We start from the raw sequence: 15,323 nt of genomic DNA, 5'->3' as shown, positions 1-15,323 counted from the left end.
CTGAGGTTGAGTTGTTGTGGAAGGCCAGCCTATGCTGGCCCTGCTAATGCACAGCAGACTTTAGACAGGTTCTTAGTCAATGATCCAAGCTTGGCTGCCCTTGGGTTGCGCGTACCAGCCAGGGTCTTGGTAATCGCCGGTTGCTTGGTCTGGCCGGACTTTCAGTATGGTAAACATACCTCCCATCTCCATCGGCCCATAGGGGCCGGCACCACTCATCATGGGCAAGGTATTGGCGGGCAGCGGCATCATTTCGCCCATGCCGGCCATATTCTGCATTTCGGCCATGCCGTTGCTGCCCATGGCCATGTAATGCTTGCCGGGCAGTAACTGTTCGATATGGCCGCTGAGTTTTTGCTGGTCAACCCCCAGCATATTGGGTACGGCATGGCCCATCGGGCCCATGGTGTGGTGTGACTTGTGGCAATGAAAGGCCCAGTCACCCGGCGCATCGGCGATGAATTCGATCACCCGCATCTGGCCGACGGCGACATCGGTTGTCACCTCGGGCCACTGCGCGTTGGTGGGTACCCAGCCGCCATCGGTACCGGTCACGGTGAAGGTGTGGCCATGCAAGTGGATGGGATGGTTGGTCATGGTGAGGTTGCCCACCCGAATCCGCACCCGTTCGCCTTGGCGGGCAACCAGGGTTTGAATGACGGGAAAGGTACGTGAATTGAAGGTCCACAGATTGAAGTCCGTCATCGTGGCAGTCTTGGCTGTCATGGTGTCGGGCTCAATGTCATAAGCTGCCAGCAAAAACGCGTAGTCCCTATCCACCCGCCGCTCATGCGGGTTTTTGGGGTGGACGATAAACAGTCCCATCATGCCCAGCGCCATTTGTACTTGCTCGTCGGCATGGGGGTGATACATGAAGGTACCGGATTTGCTGAGGGTGAATTCGTAGACGCAGGTTTTCCCCGGTGGGATTTGTGGTTGGTTCAGCCCGCCCACGCCATCCATCCCATTGGGCAGCAGCAGGCCATGCCAATGGATGGTCGTATGCTCAGGTAATTTGTTGGACACGAAGATACGCACCTTGTCGCCTTCGACTGCCTCAATCGTAGGGCCGGGCGAGCCACCGTTATAACCCCAGAATTTTGCTTTCATGCCTGGTGCAACCTCTTGCTCGATGGGTTCTGCGACCAGGCGAAATTCCTTTACCCCGTCTTTTACCGTCCAATCCAGCGACTTACCATTGAGGGTGATGACAGGCGTATGGCCTTTCGCTGCTACTGCGCTCGATGCTTGCCCGGTATTGCTGGTGGATGATTCGGTTTTTTTGGCGGCATAGGCTGCTGGCAGGGCGGAGATTGCAGCAACCGAACCTGCCAGATTGCTGAGAAATGTGCGTCTTTGCATGATGTGTCCTTGTCCCGGTCTCAATGATGCAGGGGGGCTGTTTCAATGGGGGAGGGCGCAGGTATCGTGGGCGGCTGGTCGTATCGTGGGGTGGGTAGTTTGCCCCCTACGAGGGATTCGAGCGCCAGCCAAGCCAACCAGTAGTCACGCTGGGCAGCAATCAGCTGGCGGTGGGTTTCAAGTTCTGCTGTGCGGGATTTCAATAGCTCGTCTACGCCGCGGAGCATGCCGTTATAGTGCTTGAATGCTTCAGCATTCGCGGCTTGCCTTTGGGGGAAGACTTCTTGCGCAAGGTGCTGCCATTGCTGCTGCGCCAGCACCAACGCACTTTCCTGCAAAGTGATTTGGCTAGCCAGTTCGTGCATGGTTGATTCGGCGGTTAGGCGGGTACCGATCTGATTCTCTTTGTGGCCCAGCGCATTCTTGCCGCTGAACAAAGGTAGGGAAAGGGTGGTTTGACGCAGCATATTTTGCTCGCTGGCGCTGCGATCCTGGCGAATGGCGTCCAGCGCGTGTCGGGCTAACAAGTTTTGTTGCCTGGCAAGGTCCAGCAGTCCGGAAAAGCGAGGTATGCCTAGGGGGGGCGTGGGCAATGGCGCAAGTTGCAATAGCGTATCGGGAGCCAACCCCATTTCGCGCCTGAGGGCAAGCAAGGCTTGGCTGGCTTCTTGGTTTTCCTGTAATGCCGCCAGCCGAGCCTGACCTGCTTCTGCCAGGGTTGTGGCTTCATCGAATCGCGATAGATTGCCAGCTTGGCGTCTGCTGCGCGCCAGTTCTGCCAATGCTTCTGCCGAAGTCTGCTGGTCGACCAGGAGGGGCTGAAGTGCTACCGCGGCAGCGGCTCGATACCATGCGGCTTGAGCAGCTTGGCTGCGCTGCTGGAGGGTTTGTACCGTCTGACTGGTGAGATTATCTAGTTTAGCTGGGGAGCCAATCAGCGCTTGCCATAAATCCAACTCGCCTTCTTGTAGCCAACCAGCCGCAAGCACGGCGTTGGGCGTGCTACCAATATCGAGTAAGGCTTTGCGGGCTTCTGGGTGTTGCAGCAAAGCCAGCCGCGCAGCCATCGGGGCGTCAAACGCCTGGGTCAAACGGGCTTGTACAGCGGTTTGCGCTGCCGCATCGAAGCGTGGCAGTGGCGTAAATTGGGTGGGAGCGGCAAATGCAACCGACAGGCTGAGGGGGAATAGCCCACGAAGAAGGAAACGGGAAAGCAACACGATCAGATCTCCAAAGCGGCCGTTATCGACGGCCATAACTGAACCGCAAGCATAGGATGCTTACGGCTACGCTTTTTCTAAGAATCTGTCTAAAGTCTCGCGAGCTAGGGCAAGATAAGGCGGAAACAGCTGAGGAAGCGGAGTTTACAAGTGATAAATGAGCATTCCGAGGGTGTTTTCAACGCTATATTGCCGACGCGCAGTAAACTTTAGACAGGTTCTAAGAATCTGTTCAAGATCTGATTAGTATCAGCGACACTGCACGGAAAACACTTGCGGATGCGCATTTACCCTTAAGTAAAATCGGCTTCCTCGGTCGTCTTCGCTTTGTTCTGCCTTAGCATGCAAGACGATGAACAGTGATCAGATCAATCGTGGGGGACGTTCTGGGATGGGGACGGTGGTACTGTCAAAACGCTCGACGAGTAGTAGATCATGGCAACCCGGACGACTCGGGATCACACCAAATGCCAAACCCAATGGCGTAGGCTTGATGTTCTGGTTGATGCACTTGGTCGCACAGTCGGTACTGTTGCCACTACAGCAGTCCGCTTTTGAACTGGACTTGGACTTAGTATTATCTATTGGGCTACTCGCCGTCTCTTCCACATGACAGCTTTTCGCTTCTTTGGCTTTAACCTGGCTGCTGCTGGACAATGTCGCTGCCTGCGCAGGCAGGATTGACAGCAATGCTAAGCAGAGTGCTGGCAACAACCGTAACAGAGAGACGATAAAGGGAGGCATGCTTGCAGTCTAACCGATGAGTAAAAATTCTGACCAGCGTTGTTGGGATTCGGTTCCACCATCAAGAAAACGGCTTCCACAAAAACGAATGAATGTGTGATTGGGATTCATCAGGCAGTGATGATCCCACCCAGCGATGGTGTTGGCCGATCTACAGGTGTCTCTCTTTCGGGGTTAATTTTTTCGATACAGGTAGTAACGTTCATTGCGGTCCCCGGGGCGTGCCCCTTGCCAGACTTCTTGCCATCCATCGGGTAGGGTTAAAATTTCGCGTCCGCCTTGGCGCAGTAGCCAGCGGCAAGCGCTATTGGCATTCAGCTCGCGCCGATCGGTTTGTAAGCCCAAGTAGTAGTGCAATGCAGCGCGTTGGTTGCTTTGCAGGTTTTCACTGCTGACACATTCATCCGCAGGTAGGGCGGTAGCGATGCTACGGGCAAAGTCACGGTAACTGGTACGAGCATTCACCCACTCGCTGGCAAACGCAGTTGTCAGTCCCCAGCATAGGGTTACACCCGCAGCCCAGTTGGTGACGGCTTGGCGCCCCATTGGGCGGCTGCGTGTTACGGCCCAAACCCAAAACAAGGTCAATACGACGCCCAGTAAGAGGCCTGGGATGGAAAGGTGGGCATGGAAACTGGGTGCCAGTTCGCTGATGCGGCCGGACAGTCGGGCCGGGCTGCCCAGATGCATGGCGGTCCAGCAGACCCATAGAAACAGGGCGAGCAGGCCGAAAGTCAGCATGCCAAACCAGTTGATAAACGAAGCCGCGCCACGGCGAAGTACATCCAACCCTACTGCACCGACAAGGGAGAGCGGCGGCAGCAGCAATAGCGCGTAGCCACTACGGCCGCTATCGGATAGGAACAGGCACAACAGCGTCAGACCACCCGCCATCAAAGGCAACTGGAAACGCGCCTGATTGAGCCGGTCCCGCTGCATCCAGAGCGTCGCGCCCGCCAGAAACCAACTGGGCCAGGCAAACCACGGCAACAGTTGCAGGTAGTAGCCAAATGGGTGCATGGCGCGAACATAGGTAAAGCCACCAAAGAAACCCAAGGCATACCAGTCGTACCAAGTGTCAAAGGCCGTCGGTGCGTTCTGGTACAGGGACAACACCCAGCTGGCGATCAACGGGATGGCCAGCGCCAGGGCAATGAGGATAGTCAGTCCGTACCGCTGGATGCGCCAGGCTTTGAACAGCGGCATCAGGCTGGCCAGGGTTAATAACAGGGTTGCTTCAGCCAAGCTGCCGGCCAGACCACATGCCGCGATGGCCAAGCCCAGTATTAATCCCGCAGGGAGTGGAAGACGGGGTGCCAAGGCAAGGGCATAGATACCCCAACACCAACTAGCCAATACGGCGATATCCCCATTGAGCGCGTGCCCAGGCAACAGCAGGCCCACACAGCCGATCAGAATCAGCACACCACTACGGCCATGGCGCCGGCCGATCAACTCGCGCGCAGTTAGGCCGACGCCCCAGAGTGCTAGTGCCATAAAGCTACCCGTAGCCAGACGCGCGCCTTCATGCAATGGGATATCTACCCACAGGCCTGCCCAGGCAAATATGGCAGTTGCCCAATAGAACAGCGGGGCGCGTTCCAACCAGGGCTCTCCGGCCAACATGGGCAGGCTCCAATTACCGCCATTCAGCAGATCGCGGACGATATCCGAGATGATGATTTCGTCGGGTTTAAGAGGTTCTCTACCCAACAAGCCGGGCAGTAGCCACGTCAGGCAAAGTAACAGCAGCAGCCAGGGTTTTTCGGTAGCGGGGGGCAGGTCTTGTTCGTGTGGCGGCGTGTAGGTGAGCATTGGCGCGAGAGGCTGGGCGGTGCTTGAAGTCTAACAGGGTGCGGTGGGCCAGTCAGAAGGCAGGCGTACCGATAAACAAAAAAGGCAGCCTAAGCTGCCTTTTTTGCTGTAAGCAGGAATTACTTCTTGCCGTACATGGAGAACTTGTTCTTGAATTTTTCGATACGGCCGGCGGTATCGACGATCTTTTGCTTGCCGGTGTAGAAAGGGTGCGATTCGGACGATACGTCCAGACGCACGACAGGGTATTCCTTACCGTCGGTCCACTTCATGGTTTCGGCGCCACGGGCCTTCATGGTGGTACGGGTCAGGAATTTGAAGTCGACGCTTGCATCAAAGAAGATGATGTCGTTGTACTCGGGGTGAATGCCAGCTTTCATTTCGGGGGTCCCTTAGCTAAAGGTGGGCCTGGGATGTGCAGAGCCCGTCTTACGTAGAAAAGTGCGCGATTATGCGTGAGAACATCTTGATTAGGCAAGAGAATCAGCATTATCAGATCAAGGAAAAACCGGCCTGAAGTGGCCGGTTTTCTTAATCAAGGCAGATAAATCTTAACGACGCATCGAATCGAAGAAGTCGTTATTGGTCTTGGTCTGCTTGATCTTATCGAACAGGAACTCCATCGCCTCCAGCTCATCCATCGGATAGAGCAGCTTGCGCAGCACCCAGATTTTTTGTAGTTGCTCGGCAGGGATCAGCAACTCTTCACGGCGTGTGCCGGAGCGGTTGACGTTGATGGCGGGGTAGATGCGTTTCTCGGCCATGCGGCGGTCGAGATGGATTTCCATATTGCCGGTGCCCTTGAACTCTTCGTAGATCACGTCATCCATGCGGCTGCCGGTATCTATCAGGGCGGTGGCGATGATGGTTAGCGAACCACCTTCTTCAATATTGCGAGCTGCACCGAAGAAGCGTTTGGGTTTTTGCAGGGCATTGGCGTCTACGCCACCGGTCAGTACCTTGCCAGAGGCGGGGATGACGGTGTTGTAGGCACGGGCCAAGCGGGTGATAGAGTCCAGCAGGATAACAACGTCTTTTTTGTGCTCGACCAGGCGCTTGGCCTTTTCAATCACCATTTCTGCAACCTGCACGTGCCGTGTGGCGGGCTCGTCGAAGGTTGAAGCAACCACTTCACCGCGTACGTTGCGGCTCATTTCGGTGACTTCTTCCGGGCGCTCGTCAATCAGCAGCACAATCATCACGACATCGGGGTGATTGGCTGTGATGGCATGGGCAATGTTTTGCAACATGACCGTCTTACCTGACTTGGGTGGCGCCACCAGAAGCCCGCGCTGGCCTTTTCCGATAGGTGCGACCAGATCGATGATGCGGCCGGTGATGTTCTGTTCAGACTTGATATCCCGTTCCAGCTGCAAGCGCTTGGTGGGGAATAGCGGCGTCAGGTTTTCGAACAGAATCTTGTTTTTGGCGGCTTCAGGCGGTTCGCTATTGACCTTGTCAACCTTGACCAGGGCAAAGTAGCGCTCGCCATCCTTGGGTGTACGGATCTCGCCCTCTACCGTGTCGCCGGTGTGTAGATTGAAACGGCGGATCTGTGAAGGCGAGACGTAGATATCGTCAGGCCCTGCCAGGTAGCTGGTATCGGGGCTGCGCAGGAAACCAAAGCCATCGGGCAGCACTTCCATCGTGCCATCGCCGAAGATACTTTCGCCTTTTTTGGCCTGGCTCTTCAATAAAGCGAAGATCAGGTCTTGCTTGCGCATCCGGTTTGCACCGTCAATATCGGTGGCCATATCGACCAACTCGGATACGTGCTTGTGCTTTAGGTCGGACAAATGCATGTGCGGATAGACTTTCCAGTCTGGGTGGAGGGATTGGTTTAAATCTAGGGATACTTGGATGGATGATTCGGCAGGGCGCCGACCTAATTGCCAAAACGAATACTTCAGCAATTCTCAGAACAGGTATGGAAGGAGCTTAGATGTGCCTTTGCAAGCTGTCAACGAACAAAAAGATAAAACCGCATGTCTGTCGTAAAGCAGGCACGCGGTTTTGGGCTTGCATCGACTTACAAATTGCTGTCAATGAAGCTCATTAATTGCGATTTGCTTAGTGCGCCAACCTTGGTTGCAGCAACTGCGCCGTTCTTGAAGATCATCAACGTAGGAATGCCCCGGATGCCGAACTTGGGTGGCGTGGCTTCGTTGTGGTCGATATTCAGTTTGCAGACTTTCAGCTTGCCGTTGTATTCGACGGCTGCTTCATCAAGGATGGGGGCGATCATCTTGCATGGCCCGCACCATTCAGCCCAGTAATCGACCAGAACAGGGCCCTCGGCCTTTAATACATCGTTTTCAAAGCTGGCATCGCTTACGTGGTGAATCAGCTCGTTGCTCATAATTTCTCCAATGATCTAGAACGCGCCGGTTTGGCCGGCAACACAAGGTTGAATCGTAACCGATCATGCGTCCAATCGGAATGCATCTGGCGATTGATTGTTTAGATGGGCTTGATAGTTCAATCACCGCGCATGGCTGCCACGGCTTGGTCCAGCCGTTCCACCGCGGTGATCTGCATGCCGGCGATGGGTAGTTTCGGTGCATTTGCCTTAGGGATAATGGCGCTGGTAAAGCCGAGTTTGGCGGCTTCCTTCAGCCTTTCCTGGCCACGTTGTACGGGCCGCACTTCACCGGCTAACCCTACCTCACCAAAGACAACCAGTTTTTCCGGAAGCGCGCGGCTGCGCAGCGACGACACAATCGCCAACAGCACCGCCAAGTCGGCTGCCGGTTCAGCAATCCGGACGCCGCCTACAGCGTTCACAAAGACATCCTGGTCAAAGCAAGCAACACCTGCATGGCGGTGCAACACCGCCAGGAGCAGTGATAGGCGGTTTTGTTCCAGGCCCACGGCCAGCCGTTTGGGGTTGGGTGCATGGGCTTCATCCACCAGGGCTTGGATTTCGACCAGCAGGGGCCGGGTGCCTTCCTGTGTGACCAATACGCAGGTGCCGGGAACCGGTTCGGTATGTTGGCTCAGAAACAGAGCCGAGGGGTTGGTGACGCCCCGCAAGCCCTTGTCGGTCATGGCGAACACGCCCAGTTCGTTGACGGCACCAAAGCGGTTCTTTTGCGCACGAATCAGGCGAAAACTTGAGTGGGTATCACCTTCGAAATACAGCACTGCATCGACGATATGCTCCAGCACGCGAGGCCCTGCCAGGGCGCCATCCTTGGTGACATGGCCCACCAGCAGGATGGTGGTGCCGCTGGTTTTGGCATAACGCGTCAGCTGGGCTGAACATTCACGTACCTGGGCGACGGAGCCCGGCGCGGATTGCAGTTGTTCGCTATAGACAGTCTGAATGGAATCGATCACGGCAATCTGTGGCTTTTCGCGCGCCAGCGTGGCCAGTATCGTTTCCATGTTGATCTCAGCCAACAGACGTACTGGCCCAGCCTCCAGGGCGAGCCGGCGGGCGCGCAGCGCAATCTGCTGGGCTGATTCCTCACCCGACACGTACAGCACCGGCAGTTTCTGGCCAAGATGGCAAAGCGCCTGCAAGAGCAGGGTGGATTTACCGATGCCCGGGTCTCCGCCAATCAGCACGACGGCACCCCGCACCAAGCCGCCGCCCAAAACACGGTCGAGTTCCTCGCTGCCTGTTGGCGTGCGGGGTGCCTCAGCGGTTTGGACATCGGTCAGTGATTGCACGCCGCTGTCGGCTGCCAGCGACTGGAAGCGGCTGTTCGCGGATTTTGGATCGGTGGCGATTGTCTCGCTCAGCGTATTCCAGGCATTGCAATGCGGGCATTGGCCCTGCCATTTGGGGTTGATGCCGCCGCAATCGGAACAGGTATAGACAGTTTTAGGCTTGGCCATAAGTGGTCAGCCCTCCAACGTTATTGCTCATCGAACGCCTCGGCATCCAGGTGGGTGATGTCGCCCCAACGCTCGATATGGAACTGGTTTGCCGCAAAGCGCATCCGGTTGATGCTGGCGTTGTGCAACGTGTATTTGCGCGGCTCGGACAAAGCCATGCCGTGTGCGGCCCGATAAGCGCAATCAAGTACGCCACCGTGGGCCATGACGATGACAGACCGGCCGGCATGCTCGCGTGCAATAGTACTCAGGGCATTCATGACACGTTGGTTGAACTGATTGAGGCTTTCTCCACGTGGCAGGACATAGGCTGGGTCGCGTCGTTGCCAGCGGCGGAATGTTTCGGGGTGTTCCACCGCCATTTCTTCTGGGGTCAGGGTGGAAAGCACGCCATAGTGCCGTTCACGCAAGCGCGCATCGAGCCGCATGGGCAACTTGATTGCCAGGCTGGTGGGCTCGGCGGTATGCCGGGCTCGGCTGAGGTCGCTGCTGTAAATGGCGGCAAATGCTTGTTGGCTGTGTTGGTGAATCAGGCGCTCCGCCAGTTTCTTTGCCTGTTGTGCGCCATTGGGGTTGAGGGGGATATCGGTGTGGCCTTGGAAGCGGCGCTCCGCATTCCAGGCTGTTTCGCCGTGGCGAATCAGCCAAAGTTGTGTATTGGGCATGGCTCTAGAGGGTGGTTGTGGCGGTTGGCGTATAACACCAATGCCAGGGTTCGTAGACGATGCCTGTGGGGTTGTTACGCGGGTAACTCAATTGAAAGCCGAATTGCTGTGCATGTTGAACCAGCCAGGTAAAGGCGGCTGTGTTTTCAAAACTTTCTTCCAGAGCCTCGCTATTCGGTGTGGTGATATCCAGCGCACGGCCGGTATGGTGTTCGCTGTGGCCGGGGGCGGCACTTACTTGCAGGATGGCGTCGATGGTTTGGCCCTGCGCCAACTTGCGTTGGATCAAGCCGACTTGATAGTCGACACTGCGAAAGGCAGATGCCAATTGCAGCACAACGCCTTCTGCGAGGGCGGCAGCTTGCATGGTGCGCCACGCGTCGGCAGTGGCTGGTTCGGCAAACTGGTCACGACCAAAGGCGTCAAGGCCCAACGGTACCAGCAGCGTGGCTTCCTGGCACGGCGGCAAGGCTTTGAGCTGGGTATGGTCGGTGGGAATGCCCAGCGCTGCATGCAATGAAGTGATACGGGCGATGTAATCCGACATGCGAGGACAGGTGGCGGCGTGGAAATCGACAGTGTAGGCGTCGTAGGCGCTATGCTGAAAGTCTATTGAACCGAATTGCTGCGCTATGTTGCTTGCCATCCTGACTGATATCCACGCCAATCGTCCTGCGCTGAGCGCCTGTTTTGAAGACGCTGCGGTCTTCAACCCTGGCCGTTATATTTTTCTGGGCGACTATGTTGGCTATGGGGCTGAACCAGAGTGGGTGCTTGATACCATAATGCGCTTTGTCGCCGAGGGTGCAATAGCGGTACGGGGCAACCATGATGCAGCGGCAACCGGCACGTTGCGCCAACGGATGCGGCCGGATGCGCAGGCGGTGATCGATTGGACAAAGCCAAGGCTGACGGCGAGGCACATCGAATTTCTCAATCGCCTCCCGCTGACGGCGGAGTTGGCGGGCTGTTATTTTGCGCATGCGAATCCGTGGGAACCAGAAGAGTGGGATTACATACTGACCCCTGCCGATGCGTCCTTTGCATTGGCGGTAGTGCCGCATAAATTCATTTTCTGTGGTCATGCGCACGACCCTGCGCTGTATAGCGTCTCCAACCTTGGCAAGGCGAGCCACTGTGTGCCGCAGCCTGGGCAACCCCTACCGCTGGATGGACCAAACCGTTGGTTGGCAATCCCCGGCTCGGCAGGGCAGCCCCGTGATGGCAATACAGCCGCTGCCTATGCGTTGTTCGATACCGATACGCAAGTGCTGACTTACCGCCGCGTTCCTTATGATACGGCTGCTGCTACTGCAGTTATGCGTGCGGCTGGATTGCCCGAAGTACTGGCACAGCGATTGGAGAGAGCCGGCTAGCAAAGGGTTCGCCAGGAGCTTAAGTTATTACGCATCCGACCAGTTGCCTTGCTGTCTTGGACTGTAATGCAGACAATCGACGGACAGTTCGGACAATTCCCATGCGCGTTACGTGCTGATTCATTTCAAACGTCGCTTTGTCGTGGTCGAAAAATCCCTATCAACTAAAAACACTTCACCATTAAAAGCCAGTCATGACACCCCTGCATGTTGATCCCGCAGCAGCCCGCCCATTGGTTGAGCAAATCGTTGAGCAGTTCATTGCCCGAATCGGAGATAAGAGTCTGCGCTCGGGCAGTCGCTTGCCTTCGATCCGTCGTTTCGCTGTTGATTATCGTGTGTCCAAGTTCACGGTGGTGGAAGCCTACGACAGGTTGGTGGCGTTGGGTTATGTTCAATCGCGTCGGGGCGCGGGGTTTTTTGTCGCTTCGCGTGTGGATGCCAGTTCGCGCCTGTCCCCGCGCCGGGAGCCGCCGTTGCGCCGCTGCATGGATACATTGTGGTTGCTGCGGCACGATGCCCTGACGTCGGATACCAGCTTGCTGCGTCCCGGCTGTGGCTGGCTGCCGCCGGATTGGATGCCGGAGGCAGAGCTTGAAAAGGCGCTACGCGATCTCACACGTCGCCCGAATGCGCGTCTGGCTTCCTATGGGGAACCTTTTGGCTACCGACCGCTACGCCAGCAATTATGTGTACGCTTGGCTGAGTTGGAAATTGAGGCGCAACCCGAGCAGATTGTGCTTACGGCGGGAGCAATGCAGGCACTGGATTTGATCGCCCGCTATCTGGTCGATGAAGGCGATGCAGTGCTGGTCGATGAGCCAGGATTTTTCAATCTGTTCGCCAACCAAAAGCTGAATGGCGCGCGTTTATTGGGTGTGCCACGTACACCGAATGGCCCCGATGTGGTGGTGCTGGAGCAGCTGTTGATCGAGCATAAGCCCAAGCTCTTTATTACCAATAGTGTGCTGCACAACCCCACGGGCACCAGTATGAATCGTGCCAATGCCTTCCGGATTCTGCAGCTGGCAGAAAAATACGATATGACTATCGTCGAAGACGATATTTTCAGCGATTTCCAAACTGGCCCTGGCGAGCGGCTGGCGGCATTGGATCAGCTAAATCGTGTGATCTACATCGGTAGCTTTTCCAAGACACTGTCAGCCAACCTGAGGGTGGGCTATATCGTTGCCGACCCACGCCGGGCGCAGGATTTGTGCGATTTGAAGCTGCTTACCTCGTTATCGACGTCGGAGGTGTCGGAAAGAGTGATGCATGCAATGCTCACTGAAGGGTCTTATCGCAAGCATATGGAACGGGTGAAGAATCGCCTGAAACAAGTGACGGATTTAGTGCTGCCTCGCTTGGAGGCGCTGGGCTTCGTTCTATGGGCTCAACCTACCGGCGGGATGTTTTTCTATGCCCGCCTACCCGGCGTGGCGGATTCGGCACCGCTGGCTGAAGCGGCGATGGCAGAAGGTTTGATGCTGGCCCCAGGCGTGCTTTTCTGCCCGCGAGGCGAGGCTACGCCTTGGATACGCTTCAATGTCGCGCATATGGATGACCCTCGTGTTTGGGCTTGGTTGGCACGTGCGGCGGCTGGGGAGCCCATCAAAGCGCTATAATGTCGTTATTCGAATCAATTTTTGGCAACGGCGGTGTACGCACCGCCGTTTGTCATTGGAGTTTTCTTGTCATGGCCCCGCCCCGTAAACCTTCCCCTAAATCCCCTGCCGGCTATGCTGGTTCGTCCGCCAGTCCGCGCGGTAGTGGCCGTGCCCGGCCTCAGTCCAACGCTGCTGGCAGCAATCATGGTGATGCCCGTGGCCAGGCAGGTGAAGGTAGCAGCCGTGGCCGCGCCCGTGGCAACGAAGTCGCAGCACCACGTGGACCGCGCAGTGCACCGGTAGAAGGCCGTTATGGCGAAACGAGTCGAGATAGCCGTCGTACGCCGGTCGATGGCAATCGTAGTTCGGCAGCCGGGCCGCGTACGCGTAGCCCAGAAGGGGGAAATCCACGTGGCCCGCGCAATGCAGCGCCGGAAGGGCGTTATGGCGAGCCGAATCGTGATGGCCGTCGGGCGCCTGTTGATGGCAACCGTGCCCCTGCGCCTAGTCAAAGAACCCGCCCTCAGGAGGGTGTGAATCCCCGTAGCCCGCGCAGCGGCCCAGAAGGACAGGGTCGTAGCGAAGCAGGTCATACGGCCCGTGGTGGCCAAGGTGGTAATACTCGAGGAGACGGCCGTGGTCGGCCGCAAGGTGATGCGCCTGCGGCGGATGGGCGTAAGCGCCAGTTTGAGCAACACTTCATGGGTGGCCGTGCGTTCAGCAGTGTGGAAGACCGTCAGCGTAAGCGCTACGGCGACGAAGGTGCCGAACCCGCCAGCCGAGGTGATCGGACTGCCCGCCCACCGCGTGATCAAAGCCTGGATGCTGATGCCCGACGCGAATTGCGTAAAGCCAATTCAGTGCAGGCGGCGCCCGTTGTCGAACGTGCCAAAAAGTTGCGTGTGCGACGCGGCAGCGAGAAGCAGGAGGCGGACGCCCAGCAGTTGCGCGAGAAGCGTGTGGAAACCAAATACATTGGCGAGCTACGCATCCAGAAGGCATTGGCTTTATCGGGTGTGGGGTCGCGACGTGATTGCGACGAATGGGTTACCCTTGGCCGCGTATCGATCAACGGCAAGCTTGCCGAACCGGGCTCCCGTGTTACTCCAGGCGACCAGGTGCGTTTTGATGGTAAGCAGATCGACATCAAATGGCCTGATCGCTTGCCGCGCATCGTCATGTATCACAAGCAGGAAGGCGAACTGGTCAGCCGTGATGACCCGGAAGGCCGTACCACGGTGTTTGATCGCCTACCCAAGGTGCAGTCCTCTGCCTGGGTGGCGGTAGGCCGTTTGGACTTCAACACCTCGGGTCTATTGATTTTCACTACCTCGGGTGACCTTGCCAACCGGATGATGCATCCCAGCTTTGAGGTTGAGCGTGAATATGCCGTGCGTGTGCTGGGTAGCCTGACGGAAGAGCAACGCCAGCAGATGCTGGACGGTATCGAGCTGGAAGACGGTACAGCCAGTTTCCAGGTGATGCAGGACCAGGGTGGCGAAGGCATCAACCACTGGTATCGCGTTATCTTGAAGGAAGGGCGGAACCGTGAAGTAAGGCGGATGTTCGAACACTTTGAGCTGACGGTTTCGCGCTTGATGCGGGTTCGGTTTGGCATGCTTACGCTGCCTTCGCGTCTGAAACGAGGCCAATATTACGAACTTGATGAGCGCGAAGTGTTAACCGTGCTGAAATGGGCTGGCCTGAATATGGCTGGCCGTACGCCAGACCGTTGAGCAAAAGTTGAACATGAACAAGGCATTTACCCGCGAAAACGAAGGGGATGAAGATGAGGCGCTGCCGGAAGATTTGCAGTTGCCTCAATCGACCAAGAACTACATGACGCCAGGCGGCTGGGAGCGCATGCGCGAGGAGTTGCACAGTTTGGTCACCAAAGAGCGTCCCGCCTTGACCCAGATGATCAACTGGGCAGCGGGTAATGGTGACCGCTCGGAAAATGGCGATTACATCTATGGCAAGAAGCGCTTGCGCGAGATAGATCGGCGCATCCGCTTTCTGACCAAGCGCATGGAGAATGCCGAGGTAGTCGACCCTGCGATGCGGGAAGCGACTGACCAAGTCTTTTTCTCGGCTACGGTTACTGTCCTGCGTGGAAATGGCGAAGAGCAGACAGTGAGCATCGTCGGTGTCGATGAACTGAATCTCGACAAAGGCCATATCAGTTGGATTTCACCGTTGGCCCGCTGCCTTCTAAAAGCGCGTGAAGGCGAGGTGGTGGTACTGCGTGGGCCGGGTGGTGTGGAAGAGATCGAGGTATTGGCAGTGATGTACGTGGATTTGGGCTAAATCGCCTCACCTTTCTGGCCAATTTACTTTTGTGGCGTGCAACAAACCCATTTCGTGCTAAAAAAGTCTTCCATAACAGGGGGACTACAAGCCAAGTAGTGTGATGCGCTAACTGATAAGTGCCGCGATCAGCGTTGTGCAGCTGGGGTTCGTGAATAGACTCTACCAGATCAACGTGCACCATTAGCCGTTGCAAGCTTTCTCCCCTACGATAATCAATAACTGATGTTACGCAGTGCATACGCTAACCTGTCGCAATGAAGAACAAAGAACTCGATTTGTACACCGACTATTTGCTGAGCACGTTTGGTGCGGCGACAGCAACGGGCTTGTCGGCGATGGTAGGTGGTGCAGTGAGCCACGACCAGGTGACGCGTTTTTTGT

At 56.6% G+C, this 15,323-nt stretch carries 14 protein-coding genes and 1 pseudogene; 5 read left to right on the top strand and 10 right to left on the bottom strand.

Going from position 1 to position 15,323, the window contains the following annotated elements:
* Window positions 1-72: 72 nt before the first annotated feature.
* From CSQ89_RS09890 to CSQ89_RS09850, 10 genes are all read right to left on the bottom strand, one after another.
* The gene (locus CSQ89_RS09890; RefSeq protein WP_099405995.1) at window positions 73-1,362 is read right to left on the bottom strand and encodes a multicopper oxidase family protein; all 1,290 of its coding nucleotides are present in this window, start codon (window positions 1,360-1,362) and stop codon (window positions 73-75) included.
* A 20-nt stretch (window positions 1,363-1,382) separates the two neighbouring features.
* On the bottom strand, window positions 1,383-2,618 hold the full coding sequence (locus CSQ89_RS09885) for a TolC family protein (protein ID WP_099405994.1): 1,236 nt from the start codon (window positions 2,616-2,618) through the stop codon (window positions 1,383-1,385).
* A 327-nt stretch (window positions 2,619-2,945) separates the two neighbouring features.
* Window positions 2,946-3,326, bottom strand: coding sequence for a hypothetical protein (locus CSQ89_RS22045; RefSeq protein WP_139022921.1), 381 nt, complete (start codon window positions 3,324-3,326; stop codon window positions 2,946-2,948).
* 174 nt (window positions 3,327-3,500) lie between these two features.
* Window positions 3,501-5,141, bottom strand: a complete 1,641-nt coding sequence (locus CSQ89_RS09880) for an ArnT family glycosyltransferase (RefSeq protein ID WP_099405993.1) — start codon at window positions 5,139-5,141, stop codon at window positions 3,501-3,503.
* Window positions 5,142-5,260: 119 nt separating this feature from the next.
* Window positions 5,261-5,521, bottom strand: coding sequence for a type B 50S ribosomal protein L31 (locus CSQ89_RS09875; protein WP_099405992.1), 261 nt, complete (start codon window positions 5,519-5,521; stop codon window positions 5,261-5,263).
* Window positions 5,522-5,692: 171 nt separating this feature from the next.
* Window positions 5,693-6,943, bottom strand: coding sequence for a transcription termination factor Rho (gene rho / locus CSQ89_RS09870; protein WP_099405991.1), 1,251 nt, complete (start codon window positions 6,941-6,943; stop codon window positions 5,693-5,695).
* Window positions 6,944-7,170: 227 nt separating this feature from the next.
* On the bottom strand, window positions 7,171-7,500 hold the full coding sequence (trxA, locus tag CSQ89_RS09865) for a thioredoxin TrxA (protein ID WP_099405990.1): 330 nt from the start codon (window positions 7,498-7,500) through the stop codon (window positions 7,171-7,173).
* Between the two features lie 119 nt (window positions 7,501-7,619).
* Window positions 7,620-8,984, bottom strand: a complete 1,365-nt coding sequence (gene radA / locus CSQ89_RS09860; RefSeq protein ID WP_099405989.1) for a DNA repair protein RadA — start codon at window positions 8,982-8,984, stop codon at window positions 7,620-7,622.
* 20 nt (window positions 8,985-9,004) lie between these two features.
* Window positions 9,005-9,649 (bottom strand): histidine phosphatase family protein, encoded by a 645-nt coding sequence (locus tag CSQ89_RS09855; protein ID WP_099405988.1) that lies wholly within the window; start codon window positions 9,647-9,649, stop codon window positions 9,005-9,007.
* A 4-nt stretch (window positions 9,650-9,653) separates the two neighbouring features.
* Entirely contained in the window at window positions 9,654-10,295 is a 642-nt protein-coding gene (locus CSQ89_RS09850) for a M15 family metallopeptidase (protein WP_199065391.1), read from the bottom strand.
* On the opposite strand from CSQ89_RS09850, the gene CSQ89_RS09845 reads away from it, so the two are divergent.
* The 5 genes and pseudogenes from CSQ89_RS09845 to CSQ89_RS09825 all read left to right on the top strand — a co-directional run.
* Window positions 10,282-11,025 carry a metallophosphoesterase family protein gene (locus CSQ89_RS09845; RefSeq protein ID WP_099405986.1) on the top strand — a complete coding sequence of 248 codons (744 nt, stop codon included), beginning with the start codon at window positions 10,282-10,284 and terminating at the stop codon, window positions 11,023-11,025. The genes CSQ89_RS09850 and CSQ89_RS09845 overlap by 14 nt on opposite strands.
* 194 nt (window positions 11,026-11,219) lie before the next feature.
* Window positions 11,220-12,650 carry an aminotransferase-like domain-containing protein gene (locus CSQ89_RS09840; protein WP_099405985.1) on the top strand — a complete coding sequence of 477 codons (1,431 nt, stop codon included), beginning with the start codon at window positions 11,220-11,222 and terminating at the stop codon, window positions 12,648-12,650.
* A gap of 71 nt (window positions 12,651-12,721) precedes the next feature.
* Window positions 12,722-14,368 carry a pseudouridine synthase gene (locus CSQ89_RS09835; protein ID WP_099406016.1) on the top strand — a complete coding sequence of 549 codons (1,647 nt, stop codon included), beginning with the start codon at window positions 12,722-12,724 and terminating at the stop codon, window positions 14,366-14,368.
* 79 nt (window positions 14,369-14,447) lie between these two features.
* Window positions 14,448-14,939, top strand: a complete 492-nt coding sequence (gene greB, locus CSQ89_RS09830) for a transcription elongation factor GreB (RefSeq protein WP_308418137.1) — start codon at window positions 14,448-14,450, stop codon at window positions 14,937-14,939.
* 257 nt (window positions 14,940-15,196) lie between these two features.
* Window positions 15,197-15,323, top strand: a pseudogene (locus CSQ89_RS09825) (IS701 family transposase); the annotation flags it as partial.

It is taken from the genome of Chitinimonas sp. BJB300, from assembly GCF_002735695.1.
Lineage (GTDB): Bacteria > Pseudomonadota > Gammaproteobacteria > Burkholderiales > Chitinimonadaceae > Chitinimonas.
Note: the sequence above shows the minus strand (reverse complement) of the source record. Positions and strands in the feature narration are given on the sequence as shown.

Excerpts from the sequence above, each read along its gene's own strand:
- CSQ89_RS09890 (WP_099405995.1), bottom strand. The coding sequence starts at position 1,362 with ATGCAAAGACGCACATTTCTCAGCAATCTGGCAGGTTCGGTTGCTGCA.
- CSQ89_RS09885 (WP_099405994.1), bottom strand. The coding sequence starts at position 2,618 with ATGGCCGTCGATAACGGCCGCTTTGGAGATCTGATCGTGTTGCTTTCC.
- CSQ89_RS22045 (WP_139022921.1), bottom strand. The coding sequence starts at position 3,326 with ATGCCTCCCTTTATCGTCTCTCTGTTACGGTTGTTGCCAGCACTCTGC.
- CSQ89_RS09880 (WP_099405993.1), bottom strand. The coding sequence starts at position 5,141 with ATGCTCACCTACACGCCGCCACACGAACAAGACCTGCCCCCCGCTACC.
- CSQ89_RS09875 (WP_099405992.1), bottom strand. The coding sequence starts at position 5,521 with ATGAAAGCTGGCATTCACCCCGAGTACAACGACATCATCTTCTTTGAT.
- rho (WP_099405991.1), bottom strand. The coding sequence starts at position 6,943 with ATGCATTTGTCCGACCTAAAGCACAAGCACGTATCCGAGTTGGTCGAT.
- trxA (WP_099405990.1), bottom strand. The coding sequence starts at position 7,500 with ATGAGCAACGAGCTGATTCACCACGTAAGCGATGCCAGCTTTGAAAAC.
- radA (WP_099405989.1), bottom strand. The coding sequence starts at position 8,984 with ATGGCCAAGCCTAAAACTGTCTATACCTGTTCCGATTGCGGCGGCATC.
- CSQ89_RS09855 (WP_099405988.1), bottom strand. The coding sequence starts at position 9,649 with ATGCCCAATACACAACTTTGGCTGATTCGCCACGGCGAAACAGCCTGG.
- CSQ89_RS09845 (WP_099405986.1), top strand. The coding sequence starts at position 10,282 with ATGTTGCTTGCCATCCTGACTGATATCCACGCCAATCGTCCTGCGCTG.
- CSQ89_RS09850 (WP_199065391.1), bottom strand. The coding sequence starts at position 10,295 with ATGGCAAGCAACATAGCGCAGCAATTCGGTTCAATAGACTTTCAGCAT.
- CSQ89_RS09840 (WP_099405985.1), top strand. The coding sequence starts at position 11,220 with ATGACACCCCTGCATGTTGATCCCGCAGCAGCCCGCCCATTGGTTGAG.
- CSQ89_RS09835 (WP_099406016.1), top strand. The coding sequence starts at position 12,722 with ATGGCCCCGCCCCGTAAACCTTCCCCTAAATCCCCTGCCGGCTATGCT.